The sequence below is a fragment of the Cryobacterium sp. TMT4-10 genome, from assembly GCF_004403275.1.
Taxonomy (GTDB): Bacteria; Actinomycetota; Actinomycetes; order Actinomycetales; family Microbacteriaceae; genus Cryobacterium; species Cryobacterium shii.
Genome location: NZ_SOGU01000053.1, coordinates 1 through 16,461, shown reverse-complemented (window position 1 = coordinate 16,461; position 16,461 = coordinate 1). Strand labels below are relative to the sequence as shown.

16 protein-coding genes are annotated in these 16,461 nt (G+C 69.4%); 8 read left to right on the top strand and 8 right to left on the bottom strand.

Annotated features, from left to right (window positions below; translation table 11 throughout):
- Positions 1–189 precede the first annotated feature (189 nt).
- On the bottom strand, positions 190–693 hold the full coding sequence (locus E3T42_RS08280) for a glutathione peroxidase (RefSeq protein ID WP_134365966.1): 504 nt from the start codon (positions 691–693) through the stop codon (positions 190–192).
- A gap of 281 nt (positions 694–974) precedes the next feature.
- On the opposite strand from E3T42_RS08280, the gene E3T42_RS08275 reads away from it, so the two are divergent.
- Positions 975–2,663: a ribonuclease J gene (locus E3T42_RS08275; RefSeq protein WP_198415989.1), complete on the top strand. Its 1,689-nt coding sequence runs from the start codon at positions 975–977 to the stop codon at positions 2,661–2,663.
- Positions 2,664–2,752: 89 nt separating this feature from the next.
- Positions 2,753–4,876, top strand: a complete 2,124-nt coding sequence (locus E3T42_RS08270; RefSeq protein WP_134402804.1) for a transglycosylase domain-containing protein — start codon at positions 2,753–2,755, stop codon at positions 4,874–4,876.
- A 292-nt stretch (positions 4,877–5,168) separates the two neighbouring features.
- Here E3T42_RS08270 and E3T42_RS08265 read toward each other — a convergent pair whose 3' ends face one another.
- Both E3T42_RS08265 and E3T42_RS08260 read right to left on the bottom strand, forming a co-directional pair.
- Positions 5,169–6,788, bottom strand: a complete 1,620-nt coding sequence (locus E3T42_RS08265; protein ID WP_134365968.1) for a peptide chain release factor 3 — start codon at positions 6,786–6,788, stop codon at positions 5,169–5,171.
- A gap of 108 nt (positions 6,789–6,896) precedes the next feature.
- Positions 6,897–7,496 carry a GNAT family N-acetyltransferase gene (locus tag E3T42_RS08260; RefSeq protein ID WP_134365969.1) on the bottom strand — a complete coding sequence of 200 codons (600 nt, stop codon included), beginning with the start codon at positions 7,494–7,496 and terminating at the stop codon, positions 6,897–6,899.
- A gap of 113 nt (positions 7,497–7,609) precedes the next feature.
- Between E3T42_RS08260 and E3T42_RS08255 the strand changes: the two genes are divergently transcribed.
- From E3T42_RS08255 to E3T42_RS08245, 3 genes are all read left to right on the top strand, one after another.
- A complete protein-coding gene (locus E3T42_RS08255) occupies positions 7,610–8,719 on the top strand; it encodes an aldo/keto reductase (protein ID WP_241975919.1) in 1,110 nt (369 codons plus the stop codon).
- 112 nt (positions 8,720–8,831) lie between these two features.
- Positions 8,832–10,187 carry a pitrilysin family protein gene (locus E3T42_RS08250; protein WP_134365970.1) on the top strand — a complete coding sequence of 452 codons (1,356 nt, stop codon included), beginning with the start codon at positions 8,832–8,834 and terminating at the stop codon, positions 10,185–10,187.
- Between the two features lie 76 nt (positions 10,188–10,263).
- Positions 10,264–10,866 carry a histidine phosphatase family protein gene (locus tag E3T42_RS08245; RefSeq protein ID WP_134365971.1) on the top strand — a complete coding sequence of 201 codons (603 nt, stop codon included), beginning with the start codon at positions 10,264–10,266 and terminating at the stop codon, positions 10,864–10,866.
- Between the two features lie 21 nt (positions 10,867–10,887).
- On the opposite strand, the gene E3T42_RS08240 is transcribed toward E3T42_RS08245, so the two are convergent.
- Positions 10,888–11,442 carry a GNAT family N-acetyltransferase gene (locus tag E3T42_RS08240; protein ID WP_134365972.1) on the bottom strand — a complete coding sequence of 185 codons (555 nt, stop codon included), beginning with the start codon at positions 11,440–11,442 and terminating at the stop codon, positions 10,888–10,890.
- A 65-nt stretch (positions 11,443–11,507) separates the two neighbouring features.
- Here E3T42_RS08240 and dapB point away from each other — a divergent pair, with 65 nt between their 5' ends.
- Both dapB and E3T42_RS08230 read left to right on the top strand, forming a co-directional pair.
- A complete protein-coding gene (gene dapB / locus E3T42_RS08235) occupies positions 11,508–12,374 on the top strand; it encodes a 4-hydroxy-tetrahydrodipicolinate reductase (protein ID WP_134365973.1) in 867 nt (288 codons plus the stop codon).
- Positions 12,371–12,841, top strand: a complete 471-nt coding sequence (locus tag E3T42_RS08230) for a hypothetical protein (protein WP_134365974.1) — start codon at positions 12,371–12,373, stop codon at positions 12,839–12,841. The genes dapB and E3T42_RS08230 overlap by 4 nt, the downstream gene beginning before the upstream one ends.
- Positions 12,842–13,023: 182 nt before the next feature.
- Here E3T42_RS08230 and E3T42_RS08225 read toward each other — a convergent pair whose 3' ends face one another.
- The 4 genes from E3T42_RS08225 to E3T42_RS08210 all read right to left on the bottom strand — a co-directional run bounded on the left by E3T42_RS08225 (position 13,024) and on the right by E3T42_RS08210 (position 15,387).
- Positions 13,024–13,914, bottom strand: a complete 891-nt coding sequence (locus E3T42_RS08225) for a TIGR01777 family oxidoreductase (RefSeq protein WP_134365975.1) — start codon at positions 13,912–13,914, stop codon at positions 13,024–13,026.
- Positions 13,915–13,929: 15 nt separating this feature from the next.
- Positions 13,930–14,355, bottom strand: a complete 426-nt coding sequence (locus E3T42_RS08220) for an OsmC family peroxiredoxin (RefSeq protein WP_134365976.1) — start codon at positions 14,353–14,355, stop codon at positions 13,930–13,932.
- An 89-nt stretch (positions 14,356–14,444) separates the two neighbouring features.
- Positions 14,445–14,957, bottom strand: a complete 513-nt coding sequence (locus E3T42_RS08215; RefSeq protein WP_134365977.1) for a DUF4395 family protein — start codon at positions 14,955–14,957, stop codon at positions 14,445–14,447.
- A complete protein-coding gene (locus tag E3T42_RS08210) occupies positions 14,938–15,387 on the bottom strand; it encodes a thioredoxin family protein (RefSeq protein WP_174776167.1) in 450 nt (149 codons plus the stop codon). Before E3T42_RS08210 ends, E3T42_RS08215 begins: the two co-directional genes overlap by 20 nt.
- A 168-nt stretch (positions 15,388–15,555) precedes the next feature.
- Here E3T42_RS08210 and thyX point away from each other — a divergent pair, with 168 nt between their 5' ends.
- On the top strand, positions 15,556–16,293 hold the full coding sequence (thyX, locus tag E3T42_RS08205; protein WP_134365978.1) for an FAD-dependent thymidylate synthase: 738 nt from the start codon (positions 15,556–15,558) through the stop codon (positions 16,291–16,293).
- Positions 16,294–16,461: the final 168 nt, after the last annotated feature.

The following is a 16,461-nucleotide window of genomic DNA, read 5'->3' as shown; positions in this document are numbered from 1 at the left end:
CTTGACAGTCAGAAACCTAGACAGGAAGCGGCGTGCGGCCGTTAAGGCGCTCCGAAAGACCCACAGATGCAGCAGGAGAGCCAAAATCTCCGTCGAATTCGCACAGGCGGCTCGGGGATGTTGCGGCAGGCAGCGCCTCGGAACCGCGGGGGATCGTTCCCCATCGCCTACGGGCGTGGGGACATCCGTCTACGCGGCGTTGCTTTCGAGCGCCTTCTCGATCGCGCCGACGATCTCCTCGGATTCCGGCTCCACGGTCGAGGCGAACCGGTCGACGATCTCGCCCTGGGCGTTCACCAGGAACTTTTCGAAGTTCCACTTGATCAGGCCGGGAAGCAGGCCGGTCTTGAACTTCGTCAGCTGAGCGTAGAGCGGGTGCTGGTGCTTGCCGCGCACGTCGACCTTCACGGTCAGCGGGAAAGTGACGCCGAAGTTCAGCTGGCAGAACGACTCGATGTCCGAGTCGGTTCCGGGTTCCTGGCCCATGAACTGGTTGCAGGGGAGGCCCAGCACGACGAGTCCGTCGTCGTTGTACTTCTCGTAGAGCGCTTCCAGGCCCGCGTACTGCGGGGTGAACCCGCACTTGGAGGCGACGTTCACGACCAGAACCGTCTTGCCCCTGAACTGGCCGAACGTCGTTTCCGTGCCGTCGATGAGGGTGAGCGGGGTCGAGTAGAGCTCTGAAGCTGACATGCGTCGACCGTAGCGCGGGCTGCTTCGAGAAGGCTGGGCGGCGACCGGCGGGGGGTCGCATCCGGTTGCGGTAGAATGGGCAGTCATGAGCAGCATGCGTGCCCTCTCGACCCCAGTGTCGGTGACTGCACGACCCTGATGCCATTGCCTTCGGGCGCAGCCTGCCCGTGCGGGCACCCGAATCCCAACTTTGCACCACCCGTTCACAGGGCCGATGATCGGCCCAACTAGCGAGATGCCGCCTGACACGCGCGCAGTCTCACCCTGAGAAATGAGTTTCATTGACCAAGCACCAGCTTGACCTGTCCACGCCGCCGTCCCTTCCCCGTCGCGGCCTGCGCATCACCCCGCTCGGCGGACTGGGCGAAATCGGCCGCAACATGACGGTCTTCGAGCACAAGGGCAAGCTCCTGATCGTGGACTGCGGAGTGCTGTTCCCCGAGGAGACCCAGCCCGGCATCAACGTGATCCTGCCCGACTTCTCCTCCATCCGTGACCGCCTGCAGGACATCGAGGCGATCGTGCTCACGCACGGCCACGAGGACCACATCGGCGGGGTGCCGTACCTGCTCCGCGAGCGCAAGGACATCCCGATCATCGGCTCGAAGCTGACGCTCGCGTTCGTCACCGCCAAGCTGGAAGAACACCGCATCACACCCCGCCTGATCGAGGTCAAGGAAGGCCAGCGCCGCAAGGCCGGACCGTTCGACCTCGAGTTCCTCGCGGTGAACCACTCCATCCCCGACGGCCTCGCCGTCGCCATCCGCACCGAGGCCGGCCTCGTGCTCGTCACCGGCGACTTCAAGATGGACCAGTTCCCCCTCGACAACCGCCTCACCGACCTCCCCGGCTTCGCCCGGCTCGGTGAAGAGGGCGTCGACCTGTTCATGACCGACTCGACCAACGCCGAGGTTCCCGGATTCACGGTGACCGAGGAGGACATCCGTCCGGCCATCGACGCCGTCTTCCGCACCGCGCCGCGCCGCATCATCGTCTCGAGCTTCGCCAGCCACGTGCACCGCATCCAGCAGGTCATCGACGCCGCCGCCCGGCACAACCGCAAGGTGGCCTTCGTCGGCCGCTCGATGGTGCGCAACATGGGCATCGCCGAGAAGCTGGGCTTCCTCCAGGTGCCCAAGGGCCTGATCGTCGACGTCAAGGCGTTCGACCGGATGAAGGACGACAAGGTCGTTCTCATCTGCACCGGCTCGCAGGGTGAGCCGATGGCCGCCCTGGCCCGGATGGCGAACCGCGAGCACGTGATCAAGATCGGCGAGGGCGACACCGTGCTCCTGGCGAGCTCCCTGATCCCCGGCAACGAGAACTCGATCTACCGGGTCATCAACGGCCTCACCCGCTGGGGTGCCAACGTCGTGCACAAGGGCAACGCCAAGGTGCACGTCTCCGGCCACGCCTCCGCCGGCGAGCTCGTCTACTGCTACAACATCGTCAAGCCCAAGAACGTCATCCCGTACCACGGCGAATGGCGCCACCTCAAGGCCAACGCGGACCTCGCCATTCGCACCGGCATTCCCGAGGACCAGGTCCTCATCGTCGAAGACGGCGTCGTCGTGGACCTCGTCGACGGCCTCGCGAAGGTCACCGGCCGGGTCGCCGCGGAGCTCGTCTTCGTGCACGGCATGACCGTCGGCGGCGGCGGCTCGGAAGAGGCCCTCGCCGACCGCGTGCAGCTCGCCAACGACGGAGCCGTCACCATCCTCGGCATCCTCGACACCCGCACCGGCCTTCTCACCGAGCCGGTCGAGTTCATCGCCCGCGGCTTCGTTCAGGACAACGAGTGGATCCAGGGCGCGACCAAGTCCATCGATGACGCCCTGCGCGCCGCGAACAAGGTCAAGATCGTCAACGGCGCTGAGCTCGAGGACATCTTCACCCAGAGCCTGACCCGTTGGATGCAGCGCAAGTACCGTCGCATCCCGGTCATCACCTCGGTCGTCGTCGACGCCTAGCCGGATGCCGCCGGGCCGCCCGGCCCGGCGGCCCCCCTCTGTCGACGGAACCGGGCACGTGACCCGACCGGGAAGTGATTTGTCGCACCATGAGCACTGAGACCACGCCCTCAACCAGCCCCAGGTCAGCCAGCAGGAGAAGCGGTCGGCGATCGCGCCGCCGCACCCGCACCCTGATCGCGATGGGTGTCGTCGTCGCCATCGTCGGGGCGGTCGCGATCACAGTGATGGTGACCCTGCCCGACAATCTGTCGATCGGCCGGTTGTCGCAGAAGAGCAACGTCTACGCCACCGCGAACGACGGCAGTCCCGTGCTTCTCGCCTCGTTCTACGACCAGAACCGGGTCGAAGTGGCCTCGGCTGCGATCAGCCCGTTTGTGAAGGATGCGGCGACCTCCGGCGAGGATCCCGGCTTCTACGCTCACGGCGGCGTGGACATCTGGGGCAGCGTCACCGGTCTGGTGTCCACCCTGGTCACCGGGACGGCCCGCGGCGGGTCCTCCATCACCCAGCAGTACGTCAAGAACGTCCTGGTGCAGAAGTGCGAGACCCTCGCCGACCAGGCCAAGCGGACCGCGTGTTACGACGCGGCGACGGAGACGAGCGCCAGCCGCAAACTCACCGAGATGAGCCTCGCCATCGGGCTGGAGAAGAGATACTCCAAGGCCGACATCCTGCGCCAGTACCTGAACATCACCGGGTTCGGCGGCTCCATCTACGGCATCGAGTCGGCCGCCAACTACTACTTCAACACGACCGCGGCTGCGCTGACCCTGCCGCAGGCCGCCAGCCTCGTCGCGATCGTGAACAACCCGGTCAAGTTCCAGCTCGACAAACCGGACAGCGAGACCAACGGGGCAGCCAACGGATACGCCGCCAACAAGGACCGTCGGGACTACATCCTCGACGAGATGCTCGCGCACGAGAAGATCAGCAAGGCCGACCGCGACGCGGCGGTCGCCGCGCCGGTCGAACCCGCCATCACCGAACCGAGCACCGGTTGCCAGACCGCCGGCGGCAGCGCCTACTTCTGTGACCTGGTCGTGCAGACCCTGCGGGACGACCCGGCGTTCGGCAAGACGGCCGCCGAGCGCGCAGCCAACTTCCGGCTCGGCGGCTACAAGGTCTTCACGACCCTCGACCTCGACCTGCAGGCGACGGCCGAGGCCACCCTGGCGGAGAACGTGCCCAAGACGTTCGACGGCTGGGACGTCGGCGGTGTGATCTCGAGCGTCGCGGTCGGCACCGGCCGGGTGCTCGCCATGGCGCAGAACAAGGACTACAGCCAGGACCCGGCCGCCACCGGGGCGAACTTCACGGCCGTCAACTACAACACCGACCTCAACCGCGGCGGCTCCAACGGTTTCCAGCCCGGGTCGACCTACAAGGTGTTCACCCTCGCGGAGTGGCTGAAGGCCGGCAACACCCTGGGCGACACGGTCAACTCCCGGGAGCGCTCGGACTGGGGCGAGTTCCAGGACAGCTGCAACGGCCCGCAGGACTACGGCTACTCGTTCGCGCCCGGCAACGATTCCTCCAACGACAACGACTCGTACTACAGCGCGCTCGAATCGACCGTCGGCTCGATCAACACGGGCTACATCGGGATGGCCAAGGAACTCGACCTCTGCAACATCCGTAAGACCGCCGAGGCCTTCGGGATTCACCGAGCCGACGGCAATCCCCTGGAACAGGGTGCCTCCTCGGTGCTGGGCACGAACGAAATCGCGCCCCTGACCATGGCGGCCGCGTATGCGGGGATCGCGAACAACGGCGTCACCTGCACCCCGGTCGTGATCGACAAGATCGTCGGCCCGGACGGAACCGAGATCGCCGCGCCGAAGTCAGCCTGCACGGCCTCCGTCGCGCCCGAGATCGCCGCCGGGATGACCTATGCGATGCAGCGGGTGCTGACCGGTGGTACGGCGACCGCCTCCTACCGGGCCACCTCCCCGCGGGTGCCCATGATCGGTAAGACCGGCACCACCGACGACAACCTGGACACGTGGATGTCCGGGGCGAGCACCAAGGTCGCCACGGTCGTGGGCGTCGTGAACGTGTCGGGGGAGGGCGAGGATCAGCGGGAGACCTACTTCGACAACGGGCAGGCCGCCACCGCCCGGCACCGGATGTGGCCGGACATGATGAGCGTCGCCAATGAGAAATTCGGCGGGGACGCCTTCACCTTGCCCCCGCGGAGCATGACCCGCTGACCCGGCGGCCGACTGACGCGCCTCGTAGCCCGGCGCCTCGTAGCCCGGAGCCCCGCGCCCCGGCGCCCCGGCGGCATCCGTCTGTGCCCCGCCCCTAACGAATTCGACGGAGATTTTGCCAAAATCGGGCCAAAACACGCCGGAATCACGGTTTTTCGTCAAAATCTCCGTCGAATTGGTTCAGCACCGCACGCTGCGAGGGGCCGGGCGCGGGGAATCCGGGCCGGGCTGGGCCTGGCCTGGCCGGGGACGGTGCTGCCGCCTGGAGGAGTCCGGAGAAGGGCGGCTACAGCTAGTAGGCGGCCGGAACCGCGTTGCTCCCGGTGGCGAGGTCTTCCAGCATCAACTCGGGGTGGTCCCGCACCGTGTTGCGCAGCCGCCAGGGAGTGCTGAACAGGGCGAGCAGGGTGCCGTCGGAACGCATCAGCACCTCGACCTGGCGGTCGTGCCCGAGGATCTCGGCGCTCTCCCGGTCGGTGCGCCGGGCCAGCTGGTACGGCAGGGCCTCCGTGCGGATGGCGGCGCCGAAGTCGTGCGTCATCCGTTCTTCGACGACCTCGAACTGCATCGGCCCGACCGCGCCGAGCACCGGCGCCTGATCGCCGCGCAGCTCCGAGCGCAGCACCTGGATGACACCCTCGTGGTCGAGCTGGTCGATGCCGCGACGGAACTGCTTGTGCTTGCTGGAGTCCGCCGACCGCACCACCCGGAAGTGCTCGGGCGCGAACATCGGCAGCGGCGGGAACTCGACCGGTTCGGTCTCGAAGATCGTGTCGCCGACCCGCAGGGCCGAGGCGTTGACCAGGCCGACGATGTCGCCGGGCCAGGCCTCGTCGGCCACCTCGCGCTCGCGCCCGAACAGGTGCTGCGCGTACTTGGTCGCGAACGGCCGCCCGCTGGCGGCGTGGGTGACGATCATGCCGCGCCGGAACTGGCCGGAACAGACCCGAACGAAGGCGACGTGGTCCCGGTGCGAAGCATTCATGCCGGACTGCACCTTGAACACGAAGCCGGAGAAGGCGCTGCCCACGGGGCGGTGACCACCGGATGCGTCCTCCCGGGCTTCCGCCGCCGGAGCGAAGTCCACGAGCGTGTCCAGGATGTGCTGCACGCCGAAGTTGAGCACGGCCGCGGCGAAGAGCACGGGCGTGGTCTCGTTCTTGAGGAAGCGCGCCTCGTCGTGGTCCTGGTCCGACTCGGCGAGCAGCTCGGATTCCTCCGTCGCGGTGACCCACGCCGCCCCTTCGTCAGCGGCCGCGACGGCCGCGCTCAGGCGCTCGGGTTCGGCGGTCTTCGCGCCGCCGGCGGTGCGGGTGAAACGGATGAATTCGTCGGTCGACCGGTCGATCACGCCGCGGAAGTCCCCGGCGACCCCGACCGGCCAGGTCAGGGGAGTGGGCACGAGGCCCGTGCGCTGGCGGATCTCGTCCATCAGGTCCAGCGCCTCGGCGCCCGGGCGGTCCCACTTGTTGATGACGGTGATGACCGGGAGGCCGCGCTGACGGCAGACTTCGAACAGCTTCATGGTCTGCACCTCGAGGCCCTTGCTGGCGTCCACCAGCATGACCGCGGCGTCGACGGCGGAGAGCACCCGGAACGTGTCCTCGGAGAAGTCGGCGTGGCCGGGGGTGTCGACCAGGTTGATCACGGCGTCGCGGTACTCGAACTGGATGGCCGCGCTGGTGACGGAGATCCCGCGGGCCTGTTCCATCGCCATCCAGTCGGACACGGTGCCGCGCCGTCCTGCCTTGCCGTGGGTGGCGCCGGCCGTCGTGATCGCCCGGGCGTGCAGCAGCAGCGCCTCGGTCAGCGTCGACTTGCCGGCGTCGGGGTGCGAGATCACGGCGAAGGTGCGTCGCCGCAGCGCCTCGGTCAGGACCTCGGGCGTGGACATGCCGGATAGCTGCGTCATGGATCCTTCTTTCGCGGATGATTCGGGCAGGCGGGGGGGCGATGCCTGGTGGCCGCTACTCAAGAATCGGTTCCCTCCAATTATAACTTGCCCCGCGAGCACCGCCTCCTACCGGTCCGCGCGGGAGCGCAGCTTGTGCGTCAGGCCCGTTTTCACGCTCAGCCACTCCGACTCGATCACCGAGAAGACCACCGTGTCGCGGAGCGCGCCGTCGGGCGATTGACGGTGGTTACGCAGGATGCCGTCCTGTTTGGCCCCGAGGCCGGCGATCGCCGCCCGGGACTGCTGGTTCATCCAGTGGGTGCGGAATTCGACCGCGATGCAGCGCAGGCTCTCGAAGGCATGCGTGAGGAGAAGAAGTTTGCTCTCGGTGTTGATTCCGGTGCGCTGGGCGCCGGCCGCCGTCCAGGTGGAGCCGATCTCCACCCGCCGGTTGTCCGCATCCGCGTCCATGAACGTCGTCATGCCGCAGATCAGGCCGGTGTCGGTGCGCCGCACCGTGAAGGGCAGCATGCTCTGCTCCCGCTGCAGGCGCAGCCGTCGGTCGATCTCCGCCCGCATCTCCTCGGGGCGCGGAACGGCGGTGTACCAGAGGTTCCAGAGCTCACCGTCGGCGCTGGCCGCCACCAGCCCGTCGTGGTGCTCGGCGGCGAGCGGTTCGAGGGTGACGAGGTTTCCCGCCAGGGTGACGGGGCTGAGAAAAGACATGCCAGAACGATAGCAAGGGGGCGCTCGTGCACATTTTGGTAACGGTCCTGGAGTGTCCTTTCCAACCGTGATCGCCGGGGATACTCTCGGCACAAACCGGAGGGAGACGACGGATGCCCCGTCCGAGCACGCACGGTACCGTTCCCCCGTCCGAAGCAGCCGGCACCGCACGGTCTGCGCCCTTGGGCCCCGTGACCATGCAGGGTCCGCCGGCCATCTCCACCGACATTCCGCTTCAGTCGCAAGCGCTGCAGCCGGCAGCGCTGGGCTCCGTCCCGGCTCCGCCCGCCCACCCCGCGCGGAGCCTGCGCCGCACGATCGCCGACACCGACCTGGTCGTGCACCCGCTCGCCCTGGGCGGCAGCGTGTTCGGCTGGACGGCCGACGGCGCCACGAGCACGAGCGTGCTCGACCGGCACCGGGAACTCGGCGGCAACTTCCTCGACACGGCCGACAGCTACACCTCCGGGCGTAGCGAAGTGATCATCGGGGCGTGGCTGCGCTCCCGCCGGGCCAGGGACAGCACCGTCATCGCCACCAAGATCGGCAAGAACCGGGACAACCCCGGCCTCTCCTCCCGCAGCATCATCGGGGCGGTGCACGCCTCCCTCGACCGGCTGGGCACCGACTACATCGACCTGCTGCACTTCCACTTCGACGACCCGACCGTTCCCCTGGAGGAAAGCCTCGGCGCCGTCGACGTGCTCATGCGCAGCGGCCAGGTGCGTTACCTCGCCGCCTCTAACTTCTCCGCCGAACGGCTGATGGAGGCGAGGGTGCTCGCCGCCAACGGCCTTCCCCGCTTCGTGGCCCTGCAGACGCAGTACAGCCTGCTGCACCGCACCCCGTTCGAGTCCTCACTGGCCCTGGTCACCGGTGCGCAGGGACTGGCGGTGCTGCCGTATTTCGCGCTCGCGCACGGCTTCCTCGCCGGCCGGTACCGTTCCAAGGCCGACCTGCAGAAGACCACCCGCGCCTCCCGGGCAGCCAAACATCTCAACCGCCACGGGTTCCGAGTGCTGGCCGTGCTCGACCGGATCGCCGAGGAACACGAGGTGGCGCCCGCGGCGATCGCGATCGCGTGGCTGATCGCGCGCAGCCCCGTGGTCGCCCCGGTGGCCAGTGCCAGCCACCCCGACCAGGTGGAGGCGCTGGTGGCCGCGGCCGGCATCCGTCTGACGCGCGGCGACATGGTGGACCTAGACCGGGTGTCTGCGCATTGAGTAGGCGCCCACGATCCGCTTCCCGACTGCCGCAGCCCTGACGAGCCGCCCGGCTCGTGCCCCGGTTGGCTTCCCGGTCGTGACGGTGCCGTGACGTAAGGTGGGTGATGTCATGAACGGTGCCGTCGAATTTCCTCTGGACCTGCCCGAACTCTCCTTCCACGCGGCCGGGGAGTCCCTTGTGCGACGCACCGTGCTGCCCAGCGGGGTGCGCATCGTGTCGGAGCACGTGCCCGGCAGTCGCAGCCTGACCATCGGCTACTGGGTCGCCGTCGGTTCCCGCGACGAGGCGCCCGGCCATTTCGGCTCCACCCACTTTCTCGAACACCTCCTGTTCAAGGGCACGAAACAGCGCACGGCGTTGGACATCGCGATCGCCTTCGACTCCGTCGGCGGCGAGCACAACGCGATGACCGCCAAGGAATACACCTGCTATTACGCCAAGGTGCAGGACCGGGACCTGCTCATGGCGGTCGAGGTGCTCACCGACATGATCACCTCGTCCCTGCTCGACCCGGTGGAGTTCGAGAACGAGCGCGGCGTCATCCTCGAAGAACTCGCCATGGCCGACGACGACCCGGCGGATGTCGCGAACGGGCGCTTCTTCGAGGCGATCATGGGCGACCACGCGCTCGGGCGGCCGATCGGCGGCAGCCCGGACACGATCCGGGCCGCGACCCACGCCGCGGTGCTGGAGCACTACCGGGCCAACTACCGGCCCCAGGATCTCGTCGTCACCGTTGCCGGGGCCGTCGACCACGATGTGCTCGTCGCCGCGGTGACCCGGTCCCTGGCCCTGGCGGGCTGGGACCTCAGCGTCTTCGCGCCTCCGGTGGGGCGGCGCAGCGGCAGCCCGGTCGCCCTCAGCCAGGGTGCACCGGTCACGATCGTGCAGCGGCCGCTCGAGCAGGCCAACATCCTGATGGGCTTCCCCGGGCTGCTCGCCACCGACGACCGCCGCGTGACCATGAGCGTGCTGAACTCCATCTTCGGTGGCGGCATGTCCTCCCGCCTGTTCCAGGAGGTGCGCGAGAAGCGCGGCCTGGCCTATTCCGTCTACTCCTTCGCCCCCGGCTACTCCGATGCCGGCCTGTTCGGCATGTATGCCGGCTGCACCCCGGCGAAGGCCGGCCAGGTGGCCGAGCTCATGCTCGGCGAGCTGCACCGCATCTCGGAGCACGGCGTCACGGCCGACGAGATGAAGCGGGCCGCGGGCCAGTTGTCCGGCGCATCCGCACTCGCCCTCGAAGACTCCGACACCCGGATGTCCCGGCTCGGCCGCGCCGAGATCACGCTCGGCGAGTTCATCGACCTCGACGAGGCCCTGCGCCGCCTCGCGCGGGTCACGGCCGAGGACGTGCGTGTCCTGGCCGCCGAGCTGTCCGCCGGGCCGCTCTCCATCGCCGCGGTCGGCGCCCTCGACCCGAACATCTTCGCGGCCGTCATGGCGACGTCCGTCCGCCCCTGACCGCACCCCTGCCCCACACCCCCGAGGCCGCAACACCGTCGTACGGCCTCCGCGCACCGAATTGAAAGAGAACCACGTGCCCCACTACATCTACCTTGTCCGCCACGGTGAGCAGCAGGATGCCGAACACGGGCTGCCCGACGGGCCACTGTCGGCCCGCGGCACGCGCCAGGCGCAGCTGATCGCCGAGCGCCTCGGCGGGGTTCCGTTCACGGATGCCTGGCACTCGCCGCTGCAGCGCGCCGCCGAGACCGCCCGGATCATCGCGCAGCGCCTGCCCGCCCTGACCCCGGTGCCGTCGCCGCTGCTCTTCGACTGCATCCCCTCCGGGATGGCGCCGCAGACCCCGGCCGCCTACGCGCCCTTCTTCGGCGCCGTCTCCGAGGCGGAGATCGAAGCCGGCAGCGCGCAGATGGAAGACGCCGTCGCCGAGTTCCTGCAGCCGCGCCGCGGCGACCGCCACGACCTCCTGATCACCCACAATTTCGTCATCGCCTGGTTCGTGCGGGAGGTTCTCGGCGCACCCGACTGGCGCTGGATCAGCATCAACCAGGCCAACTGCGGCCTCACCGTGCTGCACCAGAAGCCGGGGCGCCCCTGGACGATGGTGACCCACAACGACACCGGGCACCTGCCGGTGGAACTGCGCACGGGCCTGCCCGACCCGCTCCTCTTCTAGCGGTTCCGGCTTCGGGCGGCCTCAGCTCGGGGCGAGCCGCTTGCGGTACCAGTTCGTGGCATTCGGGTTGTCGTTGTACGGCTCGCAGGAGTCGTAACCGGAACGCGCATAGAGCGCACCGGCGGCCGTGAGGCTCGCGTTCGTGTCGAGCACGACCTCCGCCGCGCCGAACGCGCGGGCGCGCCGCTCCAGCTCGGTCAGCAGGCTTCGGCCCCAGCCGCGGCCCCGCACGTGCGGCTGCAGCCACAGGTGCTTGACCTCGTACCGCGTCTCGCCGGCCGCGGAATCCTCGATCCGGCGGATGCCCCCGCAGCCCACGAAGACGTGCTCGACTTGGGCCTGCTTGGCGTGGTCCTGCTTGGTGCCGGCCTGCTCGGTGCCCGCCTGCTCACCCACCAGCAGGAACACCCCGCGTGGCGGAATGAACTGGGCCGGGTCGGGGAACGTGGTGCGGTACCGGCCCTGCCGGGACGGGAAGCTTGACTCCCGGTCGCTGAAGTACTGGGTCAGCAGGGCGATCGAACCGGCATCCGTCACCGACACGTCGCTGAAGGCCGGGGCTGGGGAATCAGGCATGGCCCAAGGCTACTTCGATGCGCCCGGGCGGCAAGGGCTCGGGGTCCCTTGGTAGATTGGATGCCATGACAACACGGGTGGCCATCGTCGGCGTAACGGGCACGATGGGCCGTCTGGTCTCCGGGCTGGTCGAGCAGACCGACGGCTATGAACTCGTCGCCGGGCTGGATTCGCGGAGCGAGCTGTCCGAGATGCTAGGGGCGGAGGTCGTGATCGATCTGACCCTGCCGCGGGTCAGCCAGAGCGTGGTGGACTTCGCCGTGGACCACGGGCTGCGCGTGCTGGTGGGGACCTCCGGCTGGTCGCAGGGCCGGATCGACACCCTCGCCCACCGGATCGCCGGACGTGAGGACACCGGGGTCATCATCATCCCCAACTTCTCGATCGGGTCGGTCATCGCCACCGCCCTGTCCGCGATGGTGGCCCGTTTCTACGACTCGATCGAGATCGTCGAGGCCCACCAGGCCGGCAAAGTGGACTCGCCATCCGGCACGGCCGTGCGCACCGCCGAGCTGATCGGGCGAGCCAGGGCCGACATCGGCCCGGTCGCCGCGCCGCACACCGACCAACGCGCCCGCGGCCAGCAGGTCTCGAGCGTGCCCGTGCACAGCCTGCGACTCGAGGGGATGCTGGCCCGTCAGGACGTCATCTTCGGCGGAGCCGGGGAGACCCTCACCATCAGCCACAACACCCTGTCGGCGGCCGCCTACGAACGCGGCATCCTGCTGGCCCTCGCGGCTGCGCGCACGGCCACGGGCGTCACCGTCGGGCTCGACCAGATCATCGACCTCGGGCTGGGGGAGCGGGGTGCGCCGTCGAGCGGCCCGGCTGCGACCGAACCGGCGCCGACGGATCCGGCTGCGACCGGTCCGGCGCCGACGGACCCGGCGCCGACGGATCCGGCCGCGACGGGTGCGGAGGTGCGGGCATGAAGGGCCGCGTCGCCGCCGGCCTGATGGCCCTGCTGCTCGCCTTCTACCTGGTCCTCGTCGGCTGGCGCGCGATCCTGTTCCTGCAGAGCGGCGAACCGGTCGGCATCGTGATCGGGGTGGCGCTGCTCGTGCTCCCCCTGATCGGGACCTGGGCACTGGCGGCCGAGGTCCGGTTCGGTCGCAACTCCGAGCGGCTCGTTCACCGACTCGAGGCCGAGGGCGGGCTTCCCGTCGAGGACCTGCCGATCCGGCCGAGCGGACGCCCGATGCGGGCTGCAGCGGATGCCGAGTTCCCGGTGTTCCGGGCGGCCGTCGACGCCGCCCCGGAGGACTGGCGCGCCTGGTTCCGGCTGGGCCTGGCCTACGACGCGTCCGGGGACCGTCGCCGGGCTCGCGGCGCCATCCGTACCGCTATCGCCCTGGAGCGCGCCGACGCCACGGCCGCTGCCCCGCCCGCAGCCCCCTAGCCCGCCCGCAGCCCCAACCCGCCGGCAGCCCCCGCGCGGGTCCGAGGCGCCCCACAACCGCTCCGGCCCGAACGAATTCGACGGAGATTTTGCCCGGATCGGCCCGGAATGGCCGAAATGCGTGTTTTTACAGCCGAATCTCCGTCGAATTGGTTGGACGCTGGGGGCTGCTGCTGCCGGGGTCAGGGCCGGCGGAGCATCGCGGCGACGGCCTCGGCCACCGTGCGGTGGGCGAACACGAAGCCGTCGCGTTCCAGGCGTGACGCCGAGACCTGCTGGTCGGCGAGCAGGAGCTGACGGGCGGCGTCCTGCAATGCCAGGGTGAGCACGAATTCGGGGACCGGCAGGAGAAACGGCCGGTGCAGCGCGTCGGCCACGGCCCGGATCACGGCGTTGGCCGTGGCCGGCGTCGGCCCCACCACGTTCACCGGGCCGGACAGGGGAGACGTGAGCAGGTGCACGATCGCGGCAGCCTCGTCGTGCAGGCTCACCCACGGCCAGCCCTGCGTGCCCTTGCCGAGCGGCCCGGCCAGGCCGACTTTCGCCAGCGGCAGCAGCGGCTTGAGGGCCCCGCCCCGGGCGATGACCAGCCCGGTGCGGAAGGTGACGACCCGGGTCTGCTCGGGTGCGCGGGACGCCTCGGACTCCCACACCGACACGACCTTGGCCAGGAAGTCGCTGCCCGGGGCGGAATCCTCGGTCAGGACCTCGTGCGGGCGGTTGCCGTAGATGCCGACGGCCGACGCGTTCAGCAACACCGACGGTGGGGTCGTGCGGCGACGCATCGCATCCGTCAGCGTGCGCGTGGCCTGCACGCGGGAATCGAGGATCTCCCGGCGGTAGCCCGCCGTCCACGGCAAACGCGCGAGGGAGGCGCCCGACAGGTTGATCACCGCGTCGACGCCGTCGAGCGCGGCCGCATCCATGCTCAGGGCGGCCGGATCCCACCGGAATTCGGTGCTGCCGCGCGGTTCACGGCGCACCAGCCGGGCGACCGTGTGCCCGGATGCGCCCAGCTGGGTGCGGAGTTCCGTGCCGATGAGTCCGGATGCGCCGGAGACCAGTACTCGCATGGCGGTGAGTCGGCTCTAGGCCAGTTCGGCTTCGATCGTGATCGGGATGCCGGCCAGCGCCTTCGAGATCGGGCAGTTCGCCTTGGCGTCCTCGGCGAAGGCCACGAACTCTTCCTCGGTCAGCCCGGGGATCTTCGCGCTGACCAGGAGGTGGCTGCCGACGACGCCGACACCGGCCTCGAACGTGATCGCCGCGGTGGTCTGGATGCTGTCGGGGACGTGGCCCGCGGCGCTGAGGCCGTTGGCGAGTGCCATCGAGAAGCAGGCCGAGTGCGCGGCGCCGAGCAGCTCCTCCGGGTTGGTGGTGTTCGGGGTGCCGACCGCGCGGGCCTGCCAGGTGACCGGGAACTCGGCGGCGGTGGAGGAATCGAGGGTGACGTTCCCGGTGCCGGACTTCAGGTCGCCGGTCCAGACGGTTGTTGCTTCGCTGGTGAGTGCCATGGTGTTACCTCCTGGAAGTGAAGCTCCAGCCTAACCGGCGGCCCGGCCCGGATGAAGGAATATCCCAGCCGATGTTCAGCTAAACGGATTCACCGGCCGGCCTCGGCCCGACCGGCGCCGCCGAGCGCCCCGGCGCGCAGCAGGAGCAGGTACAACTGGCAGCCCAGGCAGTAGTCGAACACGGCGTTCAGAAACGCGGCGACGAAGGCGGCCGCGGCGGCCACCCCGACGGCCGGGTCGATCCCGGCGACGCCCAGGACGACCCCGACGAGGGTGACCACCAGGCCCACCCCCTGGGCGAACGTCGGCGGGGCGGGGTTCTCCAGGGCGGCCGGGGGCGCCAGCCGTGGTCGGACGAGCTTCTTGAAGACGATGCCGTACGGGTGACGGCCGGCCCCGGCGAACGCGCCCCACGCGAACAGACCGGCGAGCCCGGCCAGCAGCAGCAGGGCGGCCACGGATGCCCCGGTCAGCGAAAGGAACACCACCACGAGCAGCAGCACGGCGGTGATCGCGGCGCCGAAGCGCGGCCCCCGCGGGTCGAGGTCCGGGCGGGCGGTTCGGGGTTTCACGGATCGCGGTTCAGCGGGCGAGACGGACATGGGCGCTCCCGGTGAGGTCGTCGAGGTGCTCCAGGATGCCGGCCCGGTTCGGGGCCCCGCCGATGCGGGCGCGCACCCGGCCCGTCTCGTCCAGGATCAGCGTGGTGGGGGTCTGCATGATCCCGAACCGGTTGGCCAGGTCGCGCCGGTGGGTGATGTCGATGTCGACGTGGGCGACCCCGGGACGGGACTCCGCCAGCCGGGTCAGCAGCGCGTGCGTGCCGGGGCAGCGGGCGCAGTGGTCGGTGGAGAACTGGAGCAGCGTGCCGAGTGCTCCGAAGGACACGGGGCTGCCGACATCCGCCGGGGTGAGCGGCGCGTCCGCCCTGACCGGTGCGGTGCGCCCCTGCCGGGCCCGCCAGAGCAGCCCGAGCACGGTGGCGCCCGCGACGAGGGCGAGGAGGAGGCTCAGGGCCGGGATCGGGTTCATGCTGCGACGGTACGCGTTCGGCCGGGCCGGCGGGGCAGTATGACGACACGTTACGGGCGCGGGGCCGGCGGGGACAGGCGAGGTCGAGGCGCGCGCGAAGCGCGGGTGAGGCGACGCATCCGGCGAGCCAGCGCATCCGTCGGCCGGCGACCGGGTATCGTGTGAGCCGTGCCTGAGATTGAGTTTCGCTCCGATGTGACCGTTGAGCTGGTTCGTGCCAGCGCCCACGACTCCGATGTGCTGTTCGCCGCACGGGTGTCGACGCAGGGGGAGCAGACCCTCGCGAAGGCCCGGCTGGAGGAGTCCGACGCCGAGGCCTCGAGCAAGGGCGACAGCGGTCTGATCAACTACCTGATGCGCGACCGTCACGGCTCGCCGTTCGAGCACAACTCGATGACCTTCTACGTGCAGGCGCCCATTTTCGTCTTCCGCGAGTTCATGCGGCACCGCATCGCCTCCTACAACGAGGAATCGGGCCGCTACCGCGAGCTGAACCCGGTCTTCTACCTGCCCGCCGCCACGCGCAACCTGGTGCAGGTCGGCAAGCCCGGCGCCTACGACTTCCTGCCCGGCACCGCCGAGCAGTCCGCGCTGGTCGACCAGCTGACCCGCGAGGCGTCCGCGCACGCCTACGCGTCGTACCAACGGATGCTCGAGGCCGGCGTCGCCCGCGAAGTCGCCCGCATCGTGCTGCCGCTGAACATCTTCTCCTCGATGTACGTGACCATGAACGCCCGGTCGCTGATGAACTTCCTCAGCCTGCGCACCAAGCGCGAGGGAACTCATTTCCCGTCGTTCCCGCAGCGCGAGATCGAGATGTGCGCCGAGAAGATGGAAGACCACTTCGCGGCACTCATGCCGCTCACCTACGCCGCCTTCAACAAGAACGGCCGCGTCGCCCCGTAACGCCCCGCGTAGCCCCGTAACCTCAGCCCAGCCCCGGTCCCCGCCCCTGACGAATTCGACGGAGATATTGGCTCTCCTGTCGTAACCGTGGGTTAAACCCGGCCGGGGAGTACTGGTTTGTGGCCGCCGAGGCTGAGCATGGCGAGGGCGATGAGGGCGTCGGGTGAT